Source organism: uncultured Bifidobacterium sp. (genome assembly GCF_945269915.1).
Taxonomy (GTDB): Bacteria; Actinomycetota; Actinomycetes; order Actinomycetales; family Bifidobacteriaceae; genus Bombiscardovia; species Bombiscardovia indica.
The window spans coordinates 19,823-37,065 of record NZ_CALYOY010000009.1; the positions used below are offsets into that span (position 1 = coordinate 19,823).

Annotated in this window: 15 protein-coding genes; 13 read left to right on the forward strand and 2 right to left on the reverse strand. The window is 61.7% G+C overall.

What is annotated here, in order from left to right; translation table 11 throughout:
• The first annotated feature begins 20 nt into the window (after nt 1–20).
• On the forward strand, nt 21–407 hold the full coding sequence (locus tag Q0K62_RS02840) for a peptidoglycan DD-metalloendopeptidase family protein (RefSeq protein ID WP_297316468.1): 387 nt from the start codon (nt 21–23) through the stop codon (nt 405–407).
• Nucleotides 408–564: 157 nt separating this feature from the next.
• Nucleotides 565–2,400 carry a long-chain fatty acid--CoA ligase gene (locus Q0K62_RS02845; RefSeq protein ID WP_297316469.1) on the forward strand — a complete coding sequence of 612 codons (1,836 nt, stop codon included), beginning with the start codon at nt 565–567 and terminating at the stop codon, nt 2,398–2,400.
• A gap of 103 nt (nt 2,401–2,503) precedes the next feature.
• On the opposite strand, the gene Q0K62_RS02850 is transcribed toward Q0K62_RS02845, so the two are convergent.
• Both Q0K62_RS02850 and Q0K62_RS02855 read right to left on the reverse strand, forming a co-directional pair.
• Nucleotides 2,504–4,231 carry a hypothetical protein gene (locus Q0K62_RS02850; protein WP_297316470.1) on the reverse strand — a complete coding sequence of 576 codons (1,728 nt, stop codon included), beginning with the start codon at nt 4,229–4,231 and terminating at the stop codon, nt 2,504–2,506.
• A gap of 134 nt (nt 4,232–4,365) precedes the next feature.
• On the reverse strand, nt 4,366–5,592 hold the full coding sequence (locus tag Q0K62_RS02855) for an NADP-dependent isocitrate dehydrogenase (RefSeq protein WP_297316471.1): 1,227 nt from the start codon (nt 5,590–5,592) through the stop codon (nt 4,366–4,368).
• Between the two features lie 207 nt (nt 5,593–5,799).
• Here Q0K62_RS02855 and Q0K62_RS02860 point away from each other — a divergent pair, with 207 nt between their 5' ends.
• The 11 genes from Q0K62_RS02860 to hisF all read left to right on the forward strand — a co-directional run bounded on the left by Q0K62_RS02860 (nt 5,800) and on the right by hisF (nt 17,125).
• Nucleotides 5,800–6,924 (forward strand): GuaB3 family IMP dehydrogenase-related protein, encoded by a 1,125-nt coding sequence (locus Q0K62_RS02860; RefSeq protein ID WP_297316472.1) that lies wholly within the window; start codon nt 5,800–5,802, stop codon nt 6,922–6,924.
• A 260-nt stretch (nt 6,925–7,184) separates the two neighbouring features.
• Nucleotides 7,185–7,742, forward strand: coding sequence for a hypothetical protein (locus tag Q0K62_RS02865; RefSeq protein ID WP_297316473.1), 558 nt, complete (start codon nt 7,185–7,187; stop codon nt 7,740–7,742).
• 39 nt (nt 7,743–7,781) lie between these two features.
• Nucleotides 7,782–9,782: an AMP-dependent synthetase/ligase gene (locus tag Q0K62_RS02870; RefSeq protein ID WP_297316474.1), complete on the forward strand. Its 2,001-nt coding sequence runs from the start codon at nt 7,782–7,784 to the stop codon at nt 9,780–9,782.
• A gap of 5 nt (nt 9,783–9,787) precedes the next feature.
• Nucleotides 9,788–10,270: a peptide deformylase gene (locus Q0K62_RS02875; RefSeq protein WP_297316475.1), complete on the forward strand. Its 483-nt coding sequence runs from the start codon at nt 9,788–9,790 to the stop codon at nt 10,268–10,270.
• 233 nt (nt 10,271–10,503) lie between these two features.
• Nucleotides 10,504–11,352 (forward strand): 30S ribosomal protein S2, encoded by an 849-nt coding sequence (gene rpsB / locus Q0K62_RS02880; RefSeq protein WP_297316476.1) that lies wholly within the window; start codon nt 10,504–10,506, stop codon nt 11,350–11,352.
• 75 nt (nt 11,353–11,427) lie between these two features.
• Nucleotides 11,428–12,282, forward strand: a complete 855-nt coding sequence (tsf, locus tag Q0K62_RS02885; protein ID WP_297316477.1) for a translation elongation factor Ts — start codon at nt 11,428–11,430, stop codon at nt 12,280–12,282.
• 188 nt (nt 12,283–12,470) lie between these two features.
• A complete protein-coding gene (gene pyrH / locus Q0K62_RS02890; RefSeq protein ID WP_297316478.1) occupies nt 12,471–13,283 on the forward strand; it encodes a UMP kinase in 813 nt (270 codons plus the stop codon).
• A gap of 103 nt (nt 13,284–13,386) precedes the next feature.
• Nucleotides 13,387–13,941 (forward strand): ribosome recycling factor, encoded by a 555-nt coding sequence (frr, locus tag Q0K62_RS02895; protein ID WP_297316502.1) that lies wholly within the window; start codon nt 13,387–13,389, stop codon nt 13,939–13,941.
• A 24-nt stretch (nt 13,942–13,965) separates the two neighbouring features.
• Entirely contained in the window at nt 13,966–14,955 is a 990-nt protein-coding gene (locus Q0K62_RS02900) for a phosphatidate cytidylyltransferase (RefSeq protein ID WP_297316479.1), read from the forward strand.
• An 85-nt stretch (nt 14,956–15,040) separates the two neighbouring features.
• The gene (rlmN, locus tag Q0K62_RS02905) at nt 15,041–16,228 is read left to right on the forward strand and encodes a 23S rRNA (adenine(2503)-C(2))-methyltransferase RlmN (protein ID WP_297316480.1); all 1,188 of its coding nucleotides are present in this window, start codon (nt 15,041–15,043) and stop codon (nt 16,226–16,228) included.
• 120 nt (nt 16,229–16,348) lie between these two features.
• Nucleotides 16,349–17,125, forward strand: a complete 777-nt coding sequence (gene hisF, locus Q0K62_RS02910; protein WP_297316481.1) for an imidazole glycerol phosphate synthase subunit HisF — start codon at nt 16,349–16,351, stop codon at nt 17,123–17,125.
• Nucleotides 17,126–17,243: the final 118 nt, after the last annotated feature.

Below are 17,243 nucleotides of genomic sequence, written 5' to 3' on the forward strand. Positions count from 1 at the left end.
GGACCACGGATGACCGTACGGTGTCGAAGCCGGTCAGGAAATTCGATAGGCCGGCGCATGACTGGCTTCCCGGGCATAGGGGGGTGGACCTGGCTGCCGATCAAGATGCCCTGATACTGGCGCCGGAAGCGGGGGCCATCGTTTTCGCCGGTACAGTGTCCGGAAAGTCGGTGGTGTCCATACGTCACGGATCTGCTGGAAGCCTGGTCTCCACCTTTGAACCGGCAAGAACATCCCTGCATTCCGGCGACCGGGTCGAACGTGGCGCGGTGTGGGGAACGGTTCAGGGCCATTCGGACCACTGCGATGGTGTCTGTCTGCACTGGGGGTTGCGAACCGTCGACAGGAACTATCTGAATCCGATGTCCAAGGTGGACCGGCACCGCATCCTCCTCAAACCCGGTTGATGACTGGCCGGTATGGTTCTGGTCCGGCGACAACGGCATACCGGATGCATCAGTTTAGGTACTGGGGGGAATATGCAAACAAGATGGGCCCCTTCTGCAATGGCGAACACGGTCGGGATAGAATCGATAATCATAGTGCAACGAGCAGGGAGCAATCATGCAGAAGGAATTCACCCGTCCCCTGGAAGAACCGATTGACAGTGATTCCAACGTCTTTTCCGTCCTGCAGGACAGGGTCCACAGGAAAGGCGACCTCCCCCTCATCCAGTACAGGTCCAAGCAGGGCTGGTGCACCATGACCGCCAAGGAGGTTCAAGACAAGGTCGTCGATCTGTCCAAGGGGCTGATCGCGAGGGGGATCAAGCCCGGGGATTCCGTGGCCATCATCTCCCACACCCGTTGGGAGTGGACGGTTCTGGACCTGGCCATCATGTCCATCGGTGCCGTCACCGTTCCGGTGTATGAAACCGACTCGCCGGCGCAGATCAGGCGCATACTCAACGATTCCCACGTCGTCATGGCCTTCCTGGAGGACGAGGAGATGAAGACCAAGGTGGACCTGGTCCGTTCCCAGTGCGCCTACCTGGACGATGTCTATGTCATTTCCCGGGGGGCTCTGACCACCATGACCGCCTATGGCAACGGGGTGTCCGAGGAGGACTTCCAATCCCGTGTCGCTGCCGTCAGGGGTGATGATCTGGCCACCATCGTGTACACCTCGGGGTCAACCGGCAGCCCCAAGGGGATTGAACTTAGCCATGGCAACATCATCTTCACCATCCGGTCAGGCATCCAGGCCGTTCCCGACATCTGCCTGGGTCCCGATAGGCGCCTCCTGCTCTGCCTTCCTCTGGCGCACGCCTTTGCCCGCTGCTTGCAGTATTTCGCCATCGGTACCGACCTGGTCTTGGGGCTGACGGGGTCCATCAAGAATCTGCTCCAGGATATGCAGACCTTCAAGCCCACCTTCATTCTTGCCGTGCCCCGGGTTTTCGAGAAGATCTTCAATGCGGCCTCCCAGAAGGCCGGAACCGGCACCAGAGGGCGCATCTTCCTGGATGCCGTCAAGGTGGCCCGGCAGTGGTCACGGATCCAGCAGGAGGGCGGCAGCGTTCCCATGGCGCTCAGGGCCAAGCACGTCATGTACACGGGCACCGTCTACGAGCCCATCCAGGAAGCTTTGGGAGGTAACGTCCAATACGGCATATCCGGAGGTGCCCCCCTGGATGACGGCATCGCCCACTTCTTCAACGGCATCGGGATTCCCCTCCTGGAGGGCTATGGTATGACCGAGACCATGGGACCCGTCGCCGTCAACCCGACCGAAGGTTATCGAATCGGCACCATTGGTCTGCCCATGCCGGGAATCACCGTGGCCATCGACGAGGAGGGCGAACTCTGCATCAAGGGCCCCGACGTCTGTCTGGGGTATCACAACCATCCGGAGATCACCACACGGCAGATTCGTGATGGTTGGCTCATGACGGGGGATCTTGGCAGCATCGACGACCAGGGATTCATCCAGCTGACCGGGCGCAGGAAGGAGATCATCATCACGGCGGGCGGTAAGAACATCTCGCCGGCTGTCTTGGAGACCGCAGTGCAATCCTCTCCGGTCATCAGCCAGTGCATGGTCATCGGCGATCGACGGCCTTTCATTGCCGCCCTGATTACCCTGAACCTGGATGAGGCCAACCGCTGGCTCCAGTCCGAGGGTGCGGAGCCGGTCGGGAGCATGACCGAGGCAGTGGCGAACCCCATCATCAGGACCGAGGTCGAGCGAGCCGTTGATGCCGCCAATGCCCAGGTTTCCCAGGCCGAGTCCATTCGTCGTTTCAGAATACTGGACGAGGACTTCACCCAGGAGGATGGTCTTCTGACCCCGACCTACAAGCCACGCCGCAAGGATGTGATGGAGCGGTACAGGGATCTGATCGACAAGGAGATTTATACGGGAACAAGCACTGATTCTCCCCGGTTGCCCGTCCGGTAGGGTCCGTCGAGAACCGCCTTCGGGAACTTGATGCCTGGCCGGGAAGTTCCCTATGCAATCGGCTCGTTCTGGTTGGTGTGCGACCACACGCTGTCAGCACCTCTCAGAGACCGGCTTCGGCGGGTTTGATGTAGTTGGTGTCGATCAGGGTGCTCTTGAGGTTGGATGCCGAGACGGCAACCTGGGGGCGTGTCAGACGGTTCACCTTACGACCGGAGAGGGTTTCCTGACCCACGGCCGGAAGGTTGCCCGGCAGGGTGCCGTCCTTGTTGAGATTTTCGCAGATGGCGGCAATGTCCGCAGCCAGGCCCTTCCTGTCTTCGATGGCCGTCATCCACTGTTCCCCGTCGACGATCTGCGGGATGTTGTCCACGTAGGCCCCATATCCGCTGATGATTGGCCAGGCTGAATGGTCCGCATTGTCATCCGACTTTGCCCGGGTCCCGTCCTTGGACGTCGACTGGGGAGACGCCCCCTGATCCGGCTGTGTGGGGTCCGTATCCTGGCGTGGTGCCTCGCCCTGGGCGGGCTTGGGGACCTTTTTCCTGTTCAGGTCATGCTTGCCGGTGATGGATCCGACGATGCCGGATATGGAGATCTCGGGATTGATGTCGGCGGCCGACCCGGTGTATCCCAGGTCGCCCAATTCGGACACGACGCCCGAGACGATGAAGTCGTTCATGGCCAGGATCCCGTCTACTGCCGTATGAGTCCTGCTCTGCGAGTCCATGTGCAGACGGGCGGCGACCTCCTTCTTGGTGGCCGACGCATCCTTGCCCGGGTCGAAGGTCACGGCCATCCAGTCCTTATCGGTGGTCTCCTTGGTCAGCAGTCCCGAAGGGCTGACAGCCCGCCCGTCCTTGAAGTAGGGGCCCAGCACCTGCCAGATGCCGGCGAAGGCCTGGCGGGGGAAGGAATTCGTCTCCTGGTTGGTCTCCCGGTCATTCCGGGCCTGTTGTGTACCGGTCGTTTCCTCGTCGGCCGGACGCCTGGGCAGGAGTACCTCGATCCTTACCGGATTGTCCTTGCTGGCCTTGTCCAGCTCCAGTTTGCTGGCCAGTTTCGTCGCCTGGAACTCGCCGATGCTTCGAGCATTCGACATGTCGACGAAGAGGTCCGGCGACAGTTCGGGAATGTCATTGGCGAGGAGCACCACGTGCATCCCTGCCTCCTTGGCGAGCTTCAGCGAGGAGACCAGTCGGTCATAGGCCTTGGATTCGCCCTCTTCCTTATCTGAGGAGGATTTGCTGGATGGCTTCTTGGTTGTTTCCTCGTCGGAGGAGTCGGTCGTGGGAGACCCGGTCCCGGAGGATCCCGTCTCAGGCGAGTCGCCCGTGGATGTGTCCTGCGCGGAGGACCCGTCATGCCCGGTCTTGATCTGGGGCTGGGTCACATAGTCGCCATACTGTCGGGTGATGGAATCGGGGGAGGTGAAGGGGGCGATGACCAGGGTGGTGGGGGAGACGGCCTTCCCTCTTTTATTCCCGCCGGCCAGGTGCGAGACCACATAGTCCTGCAGGTCCTTGCTCTGATCATCGAGACTGGAGTCGGTAAAGGTGGTGACCCGCTTTCCGTCGATATGATGCTTGGCCAGTCCGTCCTTGAGTTCGGGAACCAGGGCGGCCCACTTGTTCAACGGGGTGTGCTGGGAGAGGGTGATGCCGTCCGAGGGGGTGAAGATGGCCACATTCCCCGGGTCGGAGACCGTAGGGGTTGCCCTCGTCTGGCCGGTGGATTGCATCCCACAGGCCCCGGTCGTCAGGACCAGGGCCAGGGAAGTCAACACTGCCAGGACACCGTTTGCGCGATTGTTGCCACCCGACCGTTTCACATCCGCTCCCTAGGATCCGATTCGAACCCGACGGAGATCGGGTTCCGGCTTCCCATTGTATGGGTAGACCAGGGCGGGATGGCAAAGACGGCGGTTATTCACAACCGCTCCCGACAGCCGGGCGGATTTCCGGGTTAGTCCAGCCCCTGGCTGATTCGCCTGGCAAGCCCCTGGGACAGGGCCTGCATGAAGTCCTCCGTGTTCAGCCAGGGCTGGGTGGGGCCGACCAGAGCGGCCAGGTCCTTGGTCATCTTGCCGGATTCCACGGTTTGGATGACCACATCCTCGAGGGTCCTGGCGAACTGCCCAACCTCCGGGGTTCGATCCAGCTTCGCCCGCTGCCTGAGCCCACCCGTCCAGGCATAGATGGAGGCGATGGGGTTGGTCGAGGTCTCCTTTCCCCTGGTCCAGCGGCGGTAGTGCCGGGTGACGGTGCCATGGGCGGCTTCGGCCTCGACGGTGCGTCCATCCGCGGTCATCAGGACGGAGGTCATCAACCCCAAGGACCCGAACCCTTGGGCCACCGAGTCGGATTGCACATCCCCGTCGTAGTTCTTGCAGGCCCAGATGTAACCGCCCGGCCATTTCAGGGAGGAGGCCACCATGTCATCGATCAGGCGGTGCTCGTAGGTCAGCCCTTTCTGCTCGAACCGTTCCCGGTATTCCTCCTGGTAGATCATGGCGAAGATGTCCTTGAAGCGCCCATCGTAGGCCTTGAGGATGGTGTTCTTGGTGCTCAGATAGACAGGGTAGTGTCGTATCAGTCCATAGTTGAAACAGGCCCTGGCGAAGTCGGTTATGGACTGGTCGAGGTTGTACTGGACCTGCGCCACACCCGCCCCGGGGTAGTTGTAGACCAGGTGTTCCATCGGTCGACCGCCGTCTTCCGGGGTGAAGGTCACGGTCAGGCGCCCCCTGCCGGGGACCCTGAAGTCGGTGGCCTTGTACTGGTCGCCGAAGGCATGGCGTGCCACGACGATGGGCTTGGTCCAGCCTGGGACCAGGCGGGGGATCCCGTTGATGACAATCGGTTCACGGAAGATGGTCCCGCCCAGGATGCTGCGAATGGTCCCGTTGGGTGACCTCCACATCTTCTTCAGCCCGAATTCCTTGACCCTGGCCTCGTCCGGGGTTATGGTAGCGCACTTGACACCCACATGTTCGCGTTGAATGGCTCTGGCGGCGTCGATGGTCACCTGGTCATCGGTAGCGTCCCTGTGCTCTATGCCCAGGTCGTAATAGTCCAGGTCCAGGTCCAGATAGGGCCTGATCAGCTGGTCCTTGATCATTTTCCATATGACCCGGGTCATCTCGTCACCGTCCAGTTCGACGATGCGGCCCTTGACCTTGATCTTCTTCATGGGACCTTCCCTCTGCATAGCAACTGAGACATCAATCCGACCGGGATGGATGGTGCATGCTACATCACCGGTCACATCATCACCAGTCATATGTAGACCCCCAATGTTTCCCCCGGTCACAGGGACGTAACCTGCCCGTAGCAGGAGAGGGAGGGATGGCCATGGCGCTTACTGCGGGGTCATTGCGGGGCACTATCCTTGGTAGTCATGACACAGGAAACTGAAATCGGTCTCGGCAAGAAGGCCACGGTGGCCTACACCCTGGATGACATATCCATCCTCCCCTCGCGGCGCACCCGCGATCCCAAGGACGTATCGACCGCCTGGCAGGTGGATGCCTATGAATTCGACATCCCCCTGGTGGCCGCCCCCATGGACTCGGTCACCAGTCCAGCCACCGCCATAGAACTGGGCAGGCTGGGTGGACTGGGTGTTCTGGACCTGGAGGGTCTGTGGACCCGGTATGAGGATCCACAACCCCAGTTCGAGCGCATCGCGGACGCGGACCCGGACCAGGCCACCGAGGTCATTCAGGAAGTGTACCGGGAGCCCATCAAGCCCGAGCTGATTACCGAGCGGCTTCATGAGATCCGCCAGGCCGGGGTCACCGTGGCCGGGGCCTTGTCGCCCCAGCGCACTCAGGAGTTCTACTCCATCGTGGTGGATGCCGGTGTGGACCTCTTCGTGATTCGCGGCACCGCGGTCTCGGCCGAGCATGTGTCGACCACCCATGAACCCCTCAACCTGAAGCAGTTCATCTACGATCTGGATGTTCCGGTCATAGTGGGCGGTGCGGCCACCTATCAGGCCGCACTCCACCTGATGCGCACCGGTGCGGCAGGTGTCCTGGTCGGGTTCGGAGGCGGGGCCTCATCCACCGACAGCGCCACGATCGGCATCCAGGCGCCCATGGCGACGGCCATCGCCAATGTGGCCGAGGCCCGCAGGGATTATCTGGACGAATCCGGTGGCAGGTATGTTCAGGTCATCGCGGACGGGGAGACCGGTACTTCCGGTTCCTTCGTCAAGGCGCTGGCCATGGGTGCCGACGCGGTCATGCTGGGCACCCCCCTGGCCAAGGCGAATGATGCACCGGGACGGGGTATGCACTGGGGTGCCGAGGCCCATCATCCCGAGCTGCCCAGGGGCCGCAGGGTGAAGGTCGACCAGGTGGGTGACCTGCATGAGATCCTTTTCGGACCCAGCAGCAGGACCGACGGCAGTCTCAACATGATTGGCGCACTCCGTCGTGCCATGGCCTCGACCGGATACGTGGACGTAAAGAGCTTCCAACGGTGCAAGGTCGCCGTAACCGCAGGTGTCCAGATCTGATTCGTGGGGTTGTCGGTCAGGGGTTCAGATTGTCCTGACCGGCTGTGATACGCCTGCAGGCAGACCGATTCCTCTTGACGCAAGATAAAGCCTCACCCCAGGTCTGAGTGTCAAGTCAAATAAATGTGATTTAACTCACACTTTACTTTTCCCTCTCACTTCCATAGCGTTGACACTAAGTTTCGGGCCGACCTGGACTCCTCCAGGAGGCTTTGTGGTGAAATCGTTCCTCGGGGGAGGAGTGCGTCATATGACGCGTGATGACTATGACAAATGAAATCAATCTTGCTCCGGTTTGGGAAGACAAGCAGAATCAACCGGCCATCGGTCAGGACGAGTCGGGAATGTCCGTGCCGAGGAGGAGCGGATACGAGGAGACCATCCTGATCGGGGAGTCGAAGATTCCCGTCAAGGTAAGGACGATCAACACCTTTGGTGCCGAAGAAGTCACTGACGGTCGGACCATGGAGACCTTCGTATCAAGTCTGTGTTCCCTGGTTGTCCGATCGTTCGAATTCCTTCGGGGGAGGCTTCCGTTGAAACCGCTGGAACGCGCATGCACCTATCAATGCAGGCAGCGGCTGCGTGTTTTTGCCGGTCTGTTGGGGACCACCAGGCTGGGGGTGGCTGCGGTCGGGGAGGATGGGGCCGAGATACATCTGCCACTCATACCCAAAAGCGTGGAGATTTTCAGATCCTCGCCCAAGGCATATAACGTCACCTTGAGATTCATGGTCGGCGATCTGCCGATGCTGGCCAACGAGGTCGTGCGGCTATTGGGTTCTCGGTGGGTCTGTACCGAGCTCGACATGGGGTAGGGCGTCCTCTTGGCGGGTAGCCGCCATATGATGGAACCTATGTTGCGCGAATATACGGTCGAAATTCAGCATCCCACGACCGACGAAGACACCATCTATTCACTCCTTGCCAAACGCACGGCCAGGGATCCCGACGAGTTGGTGGCCCAATGGCAGGATCCGATGACCAGGAACTGGCACGACGTCAAGGCCGGCCAAATGTCGGAACGGGTACGTGCCGTGGCCAAGGGAATGCTCGCCCTGGGGGTCACCAAGGGCAGCACGGTGGTGATCTATGCACCAACCAGTTATGACTGGGGGGTGACCGACTTCGCCTGTGCAGCCATCGGAGCGGTCTCGGTCCCTATCTACGAGACGGATTCGGCCCGCCAGGCCCGGAAGATCGTCAAGGACGTGGACTGCGTCCTGGCCTTCGCCGGTGATTCCGACCATGCCCAGATCCTGGAGCAGGTCAGAGCATCCTCGCCCAATCTCAAGTATGTCTTCAACTTCCAGGAGGGCGGACTGAATGCCGTCAGCGATTTCGGCCAGTCCGTCACCGACGAACGTCTTGACCGGGCCATCGCCCAGGTCAAGGCCGACGACCTGGCCACCATCGTCTACACCTCGGGCTCAACGGGAGAGCCCAAGGGGGCCATGCTCTCCAACCGGAACTTCGTCCACATCGTCTTCGTCGGCTGGGATGTGCTCTACCACATGTTGGCGGCCCCGTCCAGACTCATGCTCTTCCTGCCCCTGGCCCACTGCTTCGCCCGCTACATCCAGTACGTGGCCATAGGCGCCCAGGGTGTGGTCGGATACGTCTCCAACGCCAAGCACCTCCTGACCGACCTGCGCACCTTCCGGCCCACCTACCTGCTCGGCGTGCCCAGGGTCTTCGAAAAGGTCTACAACGCCGCCTCGCAGAAGGCCGGCACCGGTCTGGCCGGCAAGGTCTTCGCCAAGGCCACCCGGCACTTCACCAAGTGGTCCAAGGATGAGCAGGACGGGCGCGGCCACTCGCCCCTGACCCGACTGGCCCACACCTTCTATACCAGGACGGTCGGCAATACGATCGAGTCCGCCCTGGGTTCCAACCTGAGCTACCTGGCCTGCGGCGGCGCCCCCATGAATGCCGACCTGGCCCATTTTTTCAACGGGATCGACGGCATCACCTTCATCCAGGGCTATGGGATGACCGAAACGGCCGCCCCCTGCATCGTCAATTTCGAGGATGCCAACGAGGTCGGATCCGTCGGACGGCCCGGATCGGGCATCAAGGTCAGGCTGACCGATGATGACGAACTCATGGTCAAGGGTCCCAGCGTCTTCATGGGCTACTACAAGAACCACGAGCTGGACAAGACCGTTCTGGACAAGGACGGATGGCTCCACACCGGTGATCTGGCGCAGATAGATGACCAGGGCTTCGTCTTCATCACAGGCCGGAAGAAGGACGTCATCATCACGGCCGGTGGCAAGAACGTCAGTCCTGCCCCGCTCGAGGACGCCATCTGCACCTGCCCGATCGTCTCCCAGGCCGTCGTGGTCGGTGATGGCAGGCCCTTCATCGGTGCCATCCTTACCCTGGACGAGGGGATGCTCAAGTCATGGTTGTCCGCCCAGGGCCTGGATGCCAACATGACCATGGAGGAGGCCAGCCGCAACGACGCCATCCGAGCCTTCATCCAGCAGTATGTGGATCAGGCGAACAGCAACGTCTCCCGGGCCGAATCGGTCAGGAAGTTCGTCATTCTCGACAAGGACTTCAGCGAGGAGGACAAGACCCTGACCCCCAGCATGAAAGTGGTCCGGCCGGAGGTTCTCAAGCAGTATGCCGACGTGATCGACAGGGTCCTCTATGCTCCGAGGAATTCGGGCAAGTCGGCAGTCAATGCCAATCCCTTGGTGGCCAAGGCCAAGTCGACCGTGAGCGACTCCCTGGCCAACGTCTCCGGCATGCTCCGTGAAACCAGGGCCGATACACGGCCTGACGCGAACGACGAGGGCCGCTGCGAGGCCGACCGGGATGACCAGGAAGACAGCACAGGCAAGGAGTAAGAATAGTGGCAATCCGTACCATCAGAGTGGTCCCCGATCCGGTGCTGCGCACCCCCTGCGACCCGGTCAAGACCATCACCCCGGCCGTCAGAAGCCTGGTCCAGGACCTGGTCGACACGGTGGACGACCCGGGCAGGGCCGGCCTTTCGGCCAACCAGATCGGTGTGAGTCTGCGCGTCTTCTCCTACAACGTCGGCGGCAAGGTGGGGTACATGATCAACCCGGTCATCGACGAGACCGATGGTGAGCAGTACGGTGAGGAGGGATGCCTCTCCCTGCCCGACCTCTGGTACCCGACCAGGAGGGCCGAGTATGCCAAGGCGCATGGCATCAACCTGGATGGGCAGACCATCACACTTGAGGGGCGGGGGATCATGGGCCGGATGATCCAGCACGAGTGCGATCACCTGGATGGGCATGTCTACATCGACCGCCTGGAGAAGGATGTCAGGCGGAAGGCCATGCAGGCGCTTCGATCGGGTCGGTGAGTGGCTCCGGAGACCGGTTCGGCCCTGCATTGAAATCAACTGCAGGTGGTATAGTGGGAACTCGTGTGCCATTCGGTAAGAGCCACTGTCACGGGTGGTCTTTTACAATCCTGTATCCAACCAGGCACACGTACATCGCGTCATGTCCGCGACGCCCTGTGTCGGTCGGTCCTGTTCGGGGCTGCACGCAGGCGCACATGGCCAGGCAATAACCGACAATGAAAGGCAATGACATGGCACAGATCACCATGAGCGAGATGTTGAAGGCCGGCGTTCACTTCGGGCACCAGACCCGTCGCTGGAACCCCAAGATGAAGCAGTACATCCTGATGGAGCGCAACGGGATCCACATCATCAACCTCTTCAAGTCGCTCGACCTGATCGACAAGGCTTACGATTTCATCAAGGAGACCGTGGCCCACAACGGCACCGTTCTCTTCGTCGGCACCAAGAAACAGGCCCAGGAGGCCATCAAGACCCAGGCCACCAGGGTGAATATGCCCTATGTGTCCGAGCGCTGGTTGGGTGGCATGCTGACCAACTTCCAAACAGTGACCAAGAGGGTCGGCCGTCTGAAGGAACTTGAGGAGATGGACTTCGATGATGTCCACGGCTCCGGTCTGACCAAGAAGGAACTGCTTCTGCTCCGTCGCGAAAAGGACAAGCTGGAGCGTCAGCTTGGCGGTATCCGCAACATGAACCGCACCCCCTCCGTCCTCTTCGTGGTCGACATCAACAAGGAGGCCCTGGCTGTCTCCGAGGCCAAGAAGCTGGGTATCCCTGTCGTGGCCCTGGTCGACACCAACACCGACCCCGAACTGGTCGATTACCCGATTCCCGCCAACGATGATGCCATCCGTGGCGTGGAACTCCTGACCAGCCTTATGGCTGACGCGGTTGCCGATGGTCTGCTGGAGCGATCCGGCAAGGCCGCCAAGGCCGAGGAGACCGGCGACCAGCCCATGGCCGAGTGGGAGAAGAACCTGCTTGAGAACAAGGAGGGCGAGGCCGCCGAGGCTGAGGCCCCCAAGTCCGAGGAGACCCCGGTTGCACCTGCGGCAGAGGCCGCCAAGGCCGAGTGATTTCGGCTTAGTGAACCAGAAAATCGTTTCTTTCCGTCCCGACCGAGTGCCGGGACGGTTCAGATAGGAGTTGTTATGGCAAAGATCACCGCTGCACTGATCAAGGAGCTGCGTGACCAGACCGGCGCTGGGATGATGGACGTCAAGAAGGCCCTGACCGAGGCCGATGGCGACATCGCCCGGGCCAAGGAGATCATTCGCGCCACCGGCATCCAGGCCGCGGGTGCCCGTGAGGGCCGCAAGGCCCAAGAGGGTCTGATCGCCTCCACCATCATCGATGGCGGCCAGGGTCAGATCGGGTACGCCGTCGAACTCAATTCCGAGACCGACTTCGTGGCCAAGACCCCCCAGTTCGTGGACTTCGGCAAGGAAGTCATCGAGGACGCCGCCAAGGCGGATGCCTCCGATGCCGACCAGGTTGCCAAGGCCCCCTCCAAGGCCGGTACCGTCAATGAGACCGTCGAGGAGGCAGGTGCCCTCTTCCATGAGCACGTCAAGATCGGTCAGGTCGCCAGGGTCGAAGGTCCGCACGTCGAGATTTACTCCCACCGCAAGTCGGTCGAGATGCCCCCGTCGATCGTGGCCATGATCGCCACCGACGAGGCCGGTGCCTCGGTCGCCCATGAGGTGGCCCTGCAGATTTCGGCCATGAATCCCAAGTGGCTCTCCCGTGATGACGTCCCCACCGATGTCGTGGAGTCCGAGCGTCGTGTGGCCACCGAGAAGTCCCAGGCCGAGGGCAAGCCTGAGCAGATCATCCCCAGGATCGTCGAGGGCAGGCTGAATGCCTTCTTCAAGGAGAGCGTCCTGCTCGAGCAGCAGTACGTCAAGGATTCCTCCAAGACCGTCGGCGACCTTTTCAAGGAGGTGGGTGGCGAGGCCCTGGCCTTCGCCCGCATCGAGGTCGGCAAGGGTGACGAGGAGGAGTAAATCCGCTCCGGTGCCGATTGCGCACGGGTAGATTCTCACCGTTCAGAGGAGGTGACCCATATGGTCGCCTCCTCTCGTCATGTCCGGGGGAGGGAAACCAGGTGGAGGCCGGGTGCTTGTCGGTCTTCAGCGGTATCCTGAAAGACGGTCCATTTGCTTGGTTTTACAGCAGTAAGGAAGGTTCCCGCATGACCCGATCCGACAGACTTGAGAGCGAATCATTCGGAGGACGTTCCCTGCGCAGCGTCGTGGATGGCGCAACGAGCGGCGGGCAGTCGACCCCGAGAAGGGTGCTTCTCAAACTGTCGGGTGAGGCATTCGGCGGCGGCCGGGTAGGCATTGATGTCGACGTGGTCCAGCGCGTGGCCAAGGAAATCGTCCAGGCCGTCAAAACCGGAGTCCAGGTGGCCATAGTGGTCGGCGGTGGGAACTTCTTCCGTGGGGCCGAGCTCAGCCAGGCCGGCATAGAGCGCTCCAGGGGAGATTACATGGGCATGCTGGGCACGGTCATGAACTGCCTGGCCCTCCAGGACTTCCTTGAGCAGGCCGGTCAGGCCACCAGGGTGCAGACCGCCATCACCATGGGTCAGGTCGCCGAACCCTACATCCCCCTGAAGGCCATCCGACACCTGGAAAAGGGTCGTGTGGTCATCTTCGGAGCCGGTGCCGGGCTTCCCTACTTCTCGACCGACACGGTCTCCATCCAGCGTGCCTTGGAGATTCACTGCTCCGAGGTGCTCATGGGCAAGAACGGGGTGGACGGTGTCTACACCTCAGACCCCCGCAAGGATCCGTCGGCCCGTATGTTCACCCGTCTGAGCTACCAGCGCGCCCTGGTCGACAACCTGGCCGTCATGGATGCCTCGGCATTGTCCATGGCCAGGGACAATGCCATGCCGATTCGGGTCTTCGGACTTGAGGGGACCGGCAACGTCACGGGTGCCCTCCAGGGTAAGGAACTCGGCACACTGGTCATGAACGGGCAGGACACCGCCCGCTGACCGTACAGCCGCCGTCTTGGTCCAAGCGGGCCACAGGCCGTAGAGTAGTTGACAGGCAGAGCCTGCAGTGAGCAGGAATGCACCCAGCAGCAAGGAGCAGATCATGACCACAGTGGTGGATCAGGCCAAGACGCAGATGGACAAGACCATCGAGGCCACCAAGGAGAACTTCGCGGGAATCAGGACGGGCAGGGCCAATCCTTCCTTCCTCAATGACATCATGGTGGACTACTATGGTGCACCCACCCCCATCAAGGCCCTGGCCTCCATCGGCGTGCCCGAGCCCAGGACCCTGGCGGTGACCCCCTTCGATGCCTCCCAGGCCGGCGCGGTCGAGAAGGCCATCAGGGACTCCGATCTGGGTGTCAACCCCAATCGTGACGGCAACGTGATTCGCGTGACCATGCCCGAACTGACCGAGGACCGTCGCCGCGACTACGTCAAGATCGCCAAGACCAAGGCCGAAGAGGGCAAGGTCGCCGTTCGCAACATCCGCCGCAAGGTCAAGGAGGATCTGGAGGCCAAGGTCAAGGACGGCGACCTGGGTGAGGATGAGGGCAACCGGCTGCAGAAGGAGCTGGAGACCATCACCAGGCAGAAGAGCGATATGATCGATCAGCTCCTGGAGGCCAAGGAGAAGGAGATTCTCGAGGTCTGATGCACTCGGAAGGGTCCGCCATTCATGAGTACTAAGGAAAACCCCGCCCAGAAGGCAGGTCAGGATGCGGTCGCATCCCTGAACAGGCGTACCGGTCGTAACATGCCCCAGGCGGTGGCCACCGGCGCCCTCCTGGTGGTCATCATCCTGGCCTGTATCCTGGTCCGCATCGATGCCTTCATCTTTCTGATCGTCATCTTCATGACCCTGGGGCTCTGGGAGCTCAGGGTGGATTTCGCCACCGTCGGTATGCACATACCGGTGGTGGAGCTGTGGGTCTGCTCAGCCGCCACCATGTTGGCCTCCTTCTACGCTCCCGACCATGTGGCGGTCATGACGGTCGGAGTCCTGGTCACGGCCCTGGTCGGGGCGCTTGCAGCCACACGAAGGCACCACCTGGGAGGCCGCCTGGTCAAGGCGGTCGATGCCAAGTTATCGGGCAAGGACGCTGATACCACGGCCGACGCCTCCTATGAAGCCGAGGGGGGAAGGTCACAAGCCGGCAGCCTGGCCAATGTCGGTGTCACCATTTTGACCGTCATCTACATCACCCTCCTGGCCTGCCTGATCACCCTGCCCACCACCTTCGGGGGGCACCCTGCCGCACATGCCTTCATGGTGATCTTCCTGCCTGCCCTGAGCGATATCGGAGGGCTCCTCTTCGGGTCCCTCTTCGGTCGGCACAAGATTTCACCCCGCATCTCTCCCGGCAAGTCCCTGGAAGGGTTGACCGGCTCCATGCTCTGCTGCCTGGTCGGCGCATTGGTCATCTTCGCGGCAACCTATCCCATGGCCGACTGGGGACGGATCTGGTGGGTCGCCCTGGTCATGGGCATCATGGTCGGGGCCACCGGCACCTTCGGTGATCTGAGTGCCTCGCTGATCAAGAGGGACTTGGGCATCAAGGACATGGGCCACCTCCTCAAGGGGCACGGTGGGGTGCTGGACAGGGTGGATTCCATCCTCATGTCCGCACCCTTCATCACACTGGTCCTTTTGACCACTGGTCTGTGACCAGGATGACGGTCTGTTCGCCTGCCGACAGGTCCAGGGTTTCCAGGAATTGTTCAAACGGTAGATATCAGGATGGGGTCGAGATATGACAGACGAAGAGATGGACGGTACCAAGCCTGAAACCGGTATCACCCCCGGGGGTGGGGAGGGTGATTTCAGGGACGTCCTGGCTGCCGACCATGCGCGTAGGGGAAAACCACCACGGCACTTCGTCGACATGGACCGGGAGGAACGCCAGGAGGTATGTGGTGAGCTGGGTCTGCCGAAATTCCGTGTCTCCCAGCTGGCCAACCATTACTTCAACCATCTATCCACCGATGCCGATACCTTCACCGACATCCCCGCGACCGGACGAAAGTCGGCGGCCGAACGGTTCTTCCCTGACCTGATCACCCCGGTGACCGTCCAGAAGGCGGACCAGGGCACGACCGTGAAGACCCTCTGGGAGCTGTTTGACGGGTCGAGGATCGAATCGGTCCTGATGCGGTATCCCACCAGGGCCACACTCTGCATCTCCAGCCAGGTCGGCTGTGGAATGGGCTGCCCGTTCTGCGCCACCGGTCACCTGGGTCTGACCAGGAACATGTCGACCGGTGAGATCCTCGAACAGGTCAGGGCGGCCTCCCACATGATGCGATCCGGCCAGGTCGCCGGAGGCCCTGGGCGGCTGAGCAACATCGTCTTCATGGGGATGGGGGAGCCCATGGGGAACTACCGTGCCGTCCTTTCCGCCGTCAGGCAGATCAGCGCCCTTCCGCCCAAGGGGTTCGGTATTTCGGCCCGCAACATCACCATTTCCACTGTCGGAGTGGTTCCCGGCATCCGCAAACTGATCAAGGAGGGGATCCCCGTCCGTCTGGCCGTCTCCCTCCATGCGCCCAGCGACAGGCTGCGTGACGAGCTGGTTCCCATGAACCGCCGCTTCAACACCACCCAGGTCCTGGATGCGGCCCATGACTACTATCTGGCCAGCGGCAGGCGGGTCAGCATCGAGTATGCCCTGATGCGGGGCATCAACGACCAGGCCGAGCACGCCCGCCTCCTGGCCAAGCGGCTCAACCATTACGGGGATGACTGGGCACACGTGAATCCCATCCCCCTGAACCCGATCGAAGGGTCGCGTTGGACGGCCTCCAAGCCTGAGGACGAGCAGCGCTTCCTGGATATCCTCCATGGGGCCGGTGTCGCCGCCACCATGCGGGATACGCGCGGTTCCGACATAGACGGGGCCTGCGGCCAGCTGGCGGCCAAGTCCATCAGGCTCCAGGCCTGATCCGGTCGGGCTCATGCGGACCTGTCCGTTCTGTAATGTGGACACCCGTTGATGGGCCGTAGGATCCGGCACTAGGGTGGTGCCTCAAGAAGACTGGTCCGGGCGAGGAAGGTGGGTGGCATGACGGTAGCGGTTCGTGTCATTCCCTGTCTGGATGTCGATCAGGGGCGAGTGGTCAAGGGGGTCCACTTCAAGAACCTGCGTGATGCGGGTGACCCGGTCGAGTTGGCCTCGACCTACTACAACCAGGGTGCCGACGAACTGACCTTTCTGGATGTGACCGCCTCGGGGAGCGGCCGGTCCACCATGGTGGACCTGGTAAGGCGTACCGCCGACCAGATTTTCATCCCCCTCACCGTCGGCGGGGGCGTGCGTACCCCGGAGGATGTCGACACCCTCCTGCGGTCGGGGGCCGACAAGGTCGGCATCAACACGGCTGCCATTGTCAATCCGAAGGTCATCGGCGATATCGCCGCACTATTCGGTCGTCAGGTCCTGGTGCTTTCGGTCGATGCCCGCAGGTCCACTGCAAAGGGGGTCACCTCGGGGTATGAGGTGACCACCATGGGGGGCCACCAGTCCACCGGGATCGATGCCGTAGCCTGGGTCAAACAGGCCCAGGAGCTGGGTGCGGGTGAGATCCTCCTCAACTCCATGGATGCCGACGGCACCCGTCAGGGATTCGACCTGGAGATGATTGCCGATGTGCGCAAGGCAGTCTCCCTTCCCCTCATTGCAAGCGGTGGTGCCGGCAAGGTCGCCGACTTTCCCCCTGCAGTCAAGGCCGGGGCCGATGCGGTCCTGGCGGCCTCCGTATTCCATTTCGGCCAGGTGTCCGTCCAGGAGGTCAAGCAGGCGCTCCAAGCGGCCGGGTATCCGGTTCGATGGCAGGCCTGAACCAGCCCTGATGAATCCATGCCGCCTGGTGTTTCCAGGCCGGGCGGGAGCACCACACCCTACAAGGAAGAACAGACCGGGATCGGTCGGATGAGCCGAAGCAACAAGGAGGTTGGGG

What these genes read in the sequence shown, in the direction of transcription:
- Q0K62_RS02845 (WP_297316469.1), top strand. Translation starts at nt 565, where the DNA reads ATGCAGAAGGAATTCACCCGTCCCCTGGAAGAACCGATTGACAGTGAT.
- Q0K62_RS02855 (WP_297316471.1), bottom strand. Translation starts at nt 5,592, where the DNA reads ATGAAGAAGATCAAGGTCAAGGGCCGCATCGTCGAACTGGACGGTGAC.
- Q0K62_RS02860 (WP_297316472.1), top strand. Translation starts at nt 5,800, where the DNA reads ATGACACAGGAAACTGAAATCGGTCTCGGCAAGAAGGCCACGGTGGCC.
- Q0K62_RS02865 (WP_297316473.1), top strand. Translation starts at nt 7,185, where the DNA reads ATGACTATGACAAATGAAATCAATCTTGCTCCGGTTTGGGAAGACAAG.
- Q0K62_RS02870 (WP_297316474.1), top strand. Translation starts at nt 7,782, where the DNA reads ATGTTGCGCGAATATACGGTCGAAATTCAGCATCCCACGACCGACGAA.
- rpsB (WP_297316476.1), top strand. Translation starts at nt 10,504, where the DNA reads ATGGCACAGATCACCATGAGCGAGATGTTGAAGGCCGGCGTTCACTTC.
- tsf (WP_297316477.1), top strand. Translation starts at nt 11,428, where the DNA reads ATGGCAAAGATCACCGCTGCACTGATCAAGGAGCTGCGTGACCAGACC.
- pyrH (WP_297316478.1), top strand. Translation starts at nt 12,471, where the DNA reads ATGACCCGATCCGACAGACTTGAGAGCGAATCATTCGGAGGACGTTCC.
- frr (WP_297316502.1), top strand. Translation starts at nt 13,387, where the DNA reads ATGACCACAGTGGTGGATCAGGCCAAGACGCAGATGGACAAGACCATC.
- Q0K62_RS02900 (WP_297316479.1), top strand. Translation starts at nt 13,966, where the DNA reads ATGAGTACTAAGGAAAACCCCGCCCAGAAGGCAGGTCAGGATGCGGTC.
- rlmN (WP_297316480.1), top strand. Translation starts at nt 15,041, where the DNA reads ATGACAGACGAAGAGATGGACGGTACCAAGCCTGAAACCGGTATCACC.
- hisF (WP_297316481.1), top strand. Translation starts at nt 16,349, where the DNA reads ATGACGGTAGCGGTTCGTGTCATTCCCTGTCTGGATGTCGATCAGGGG.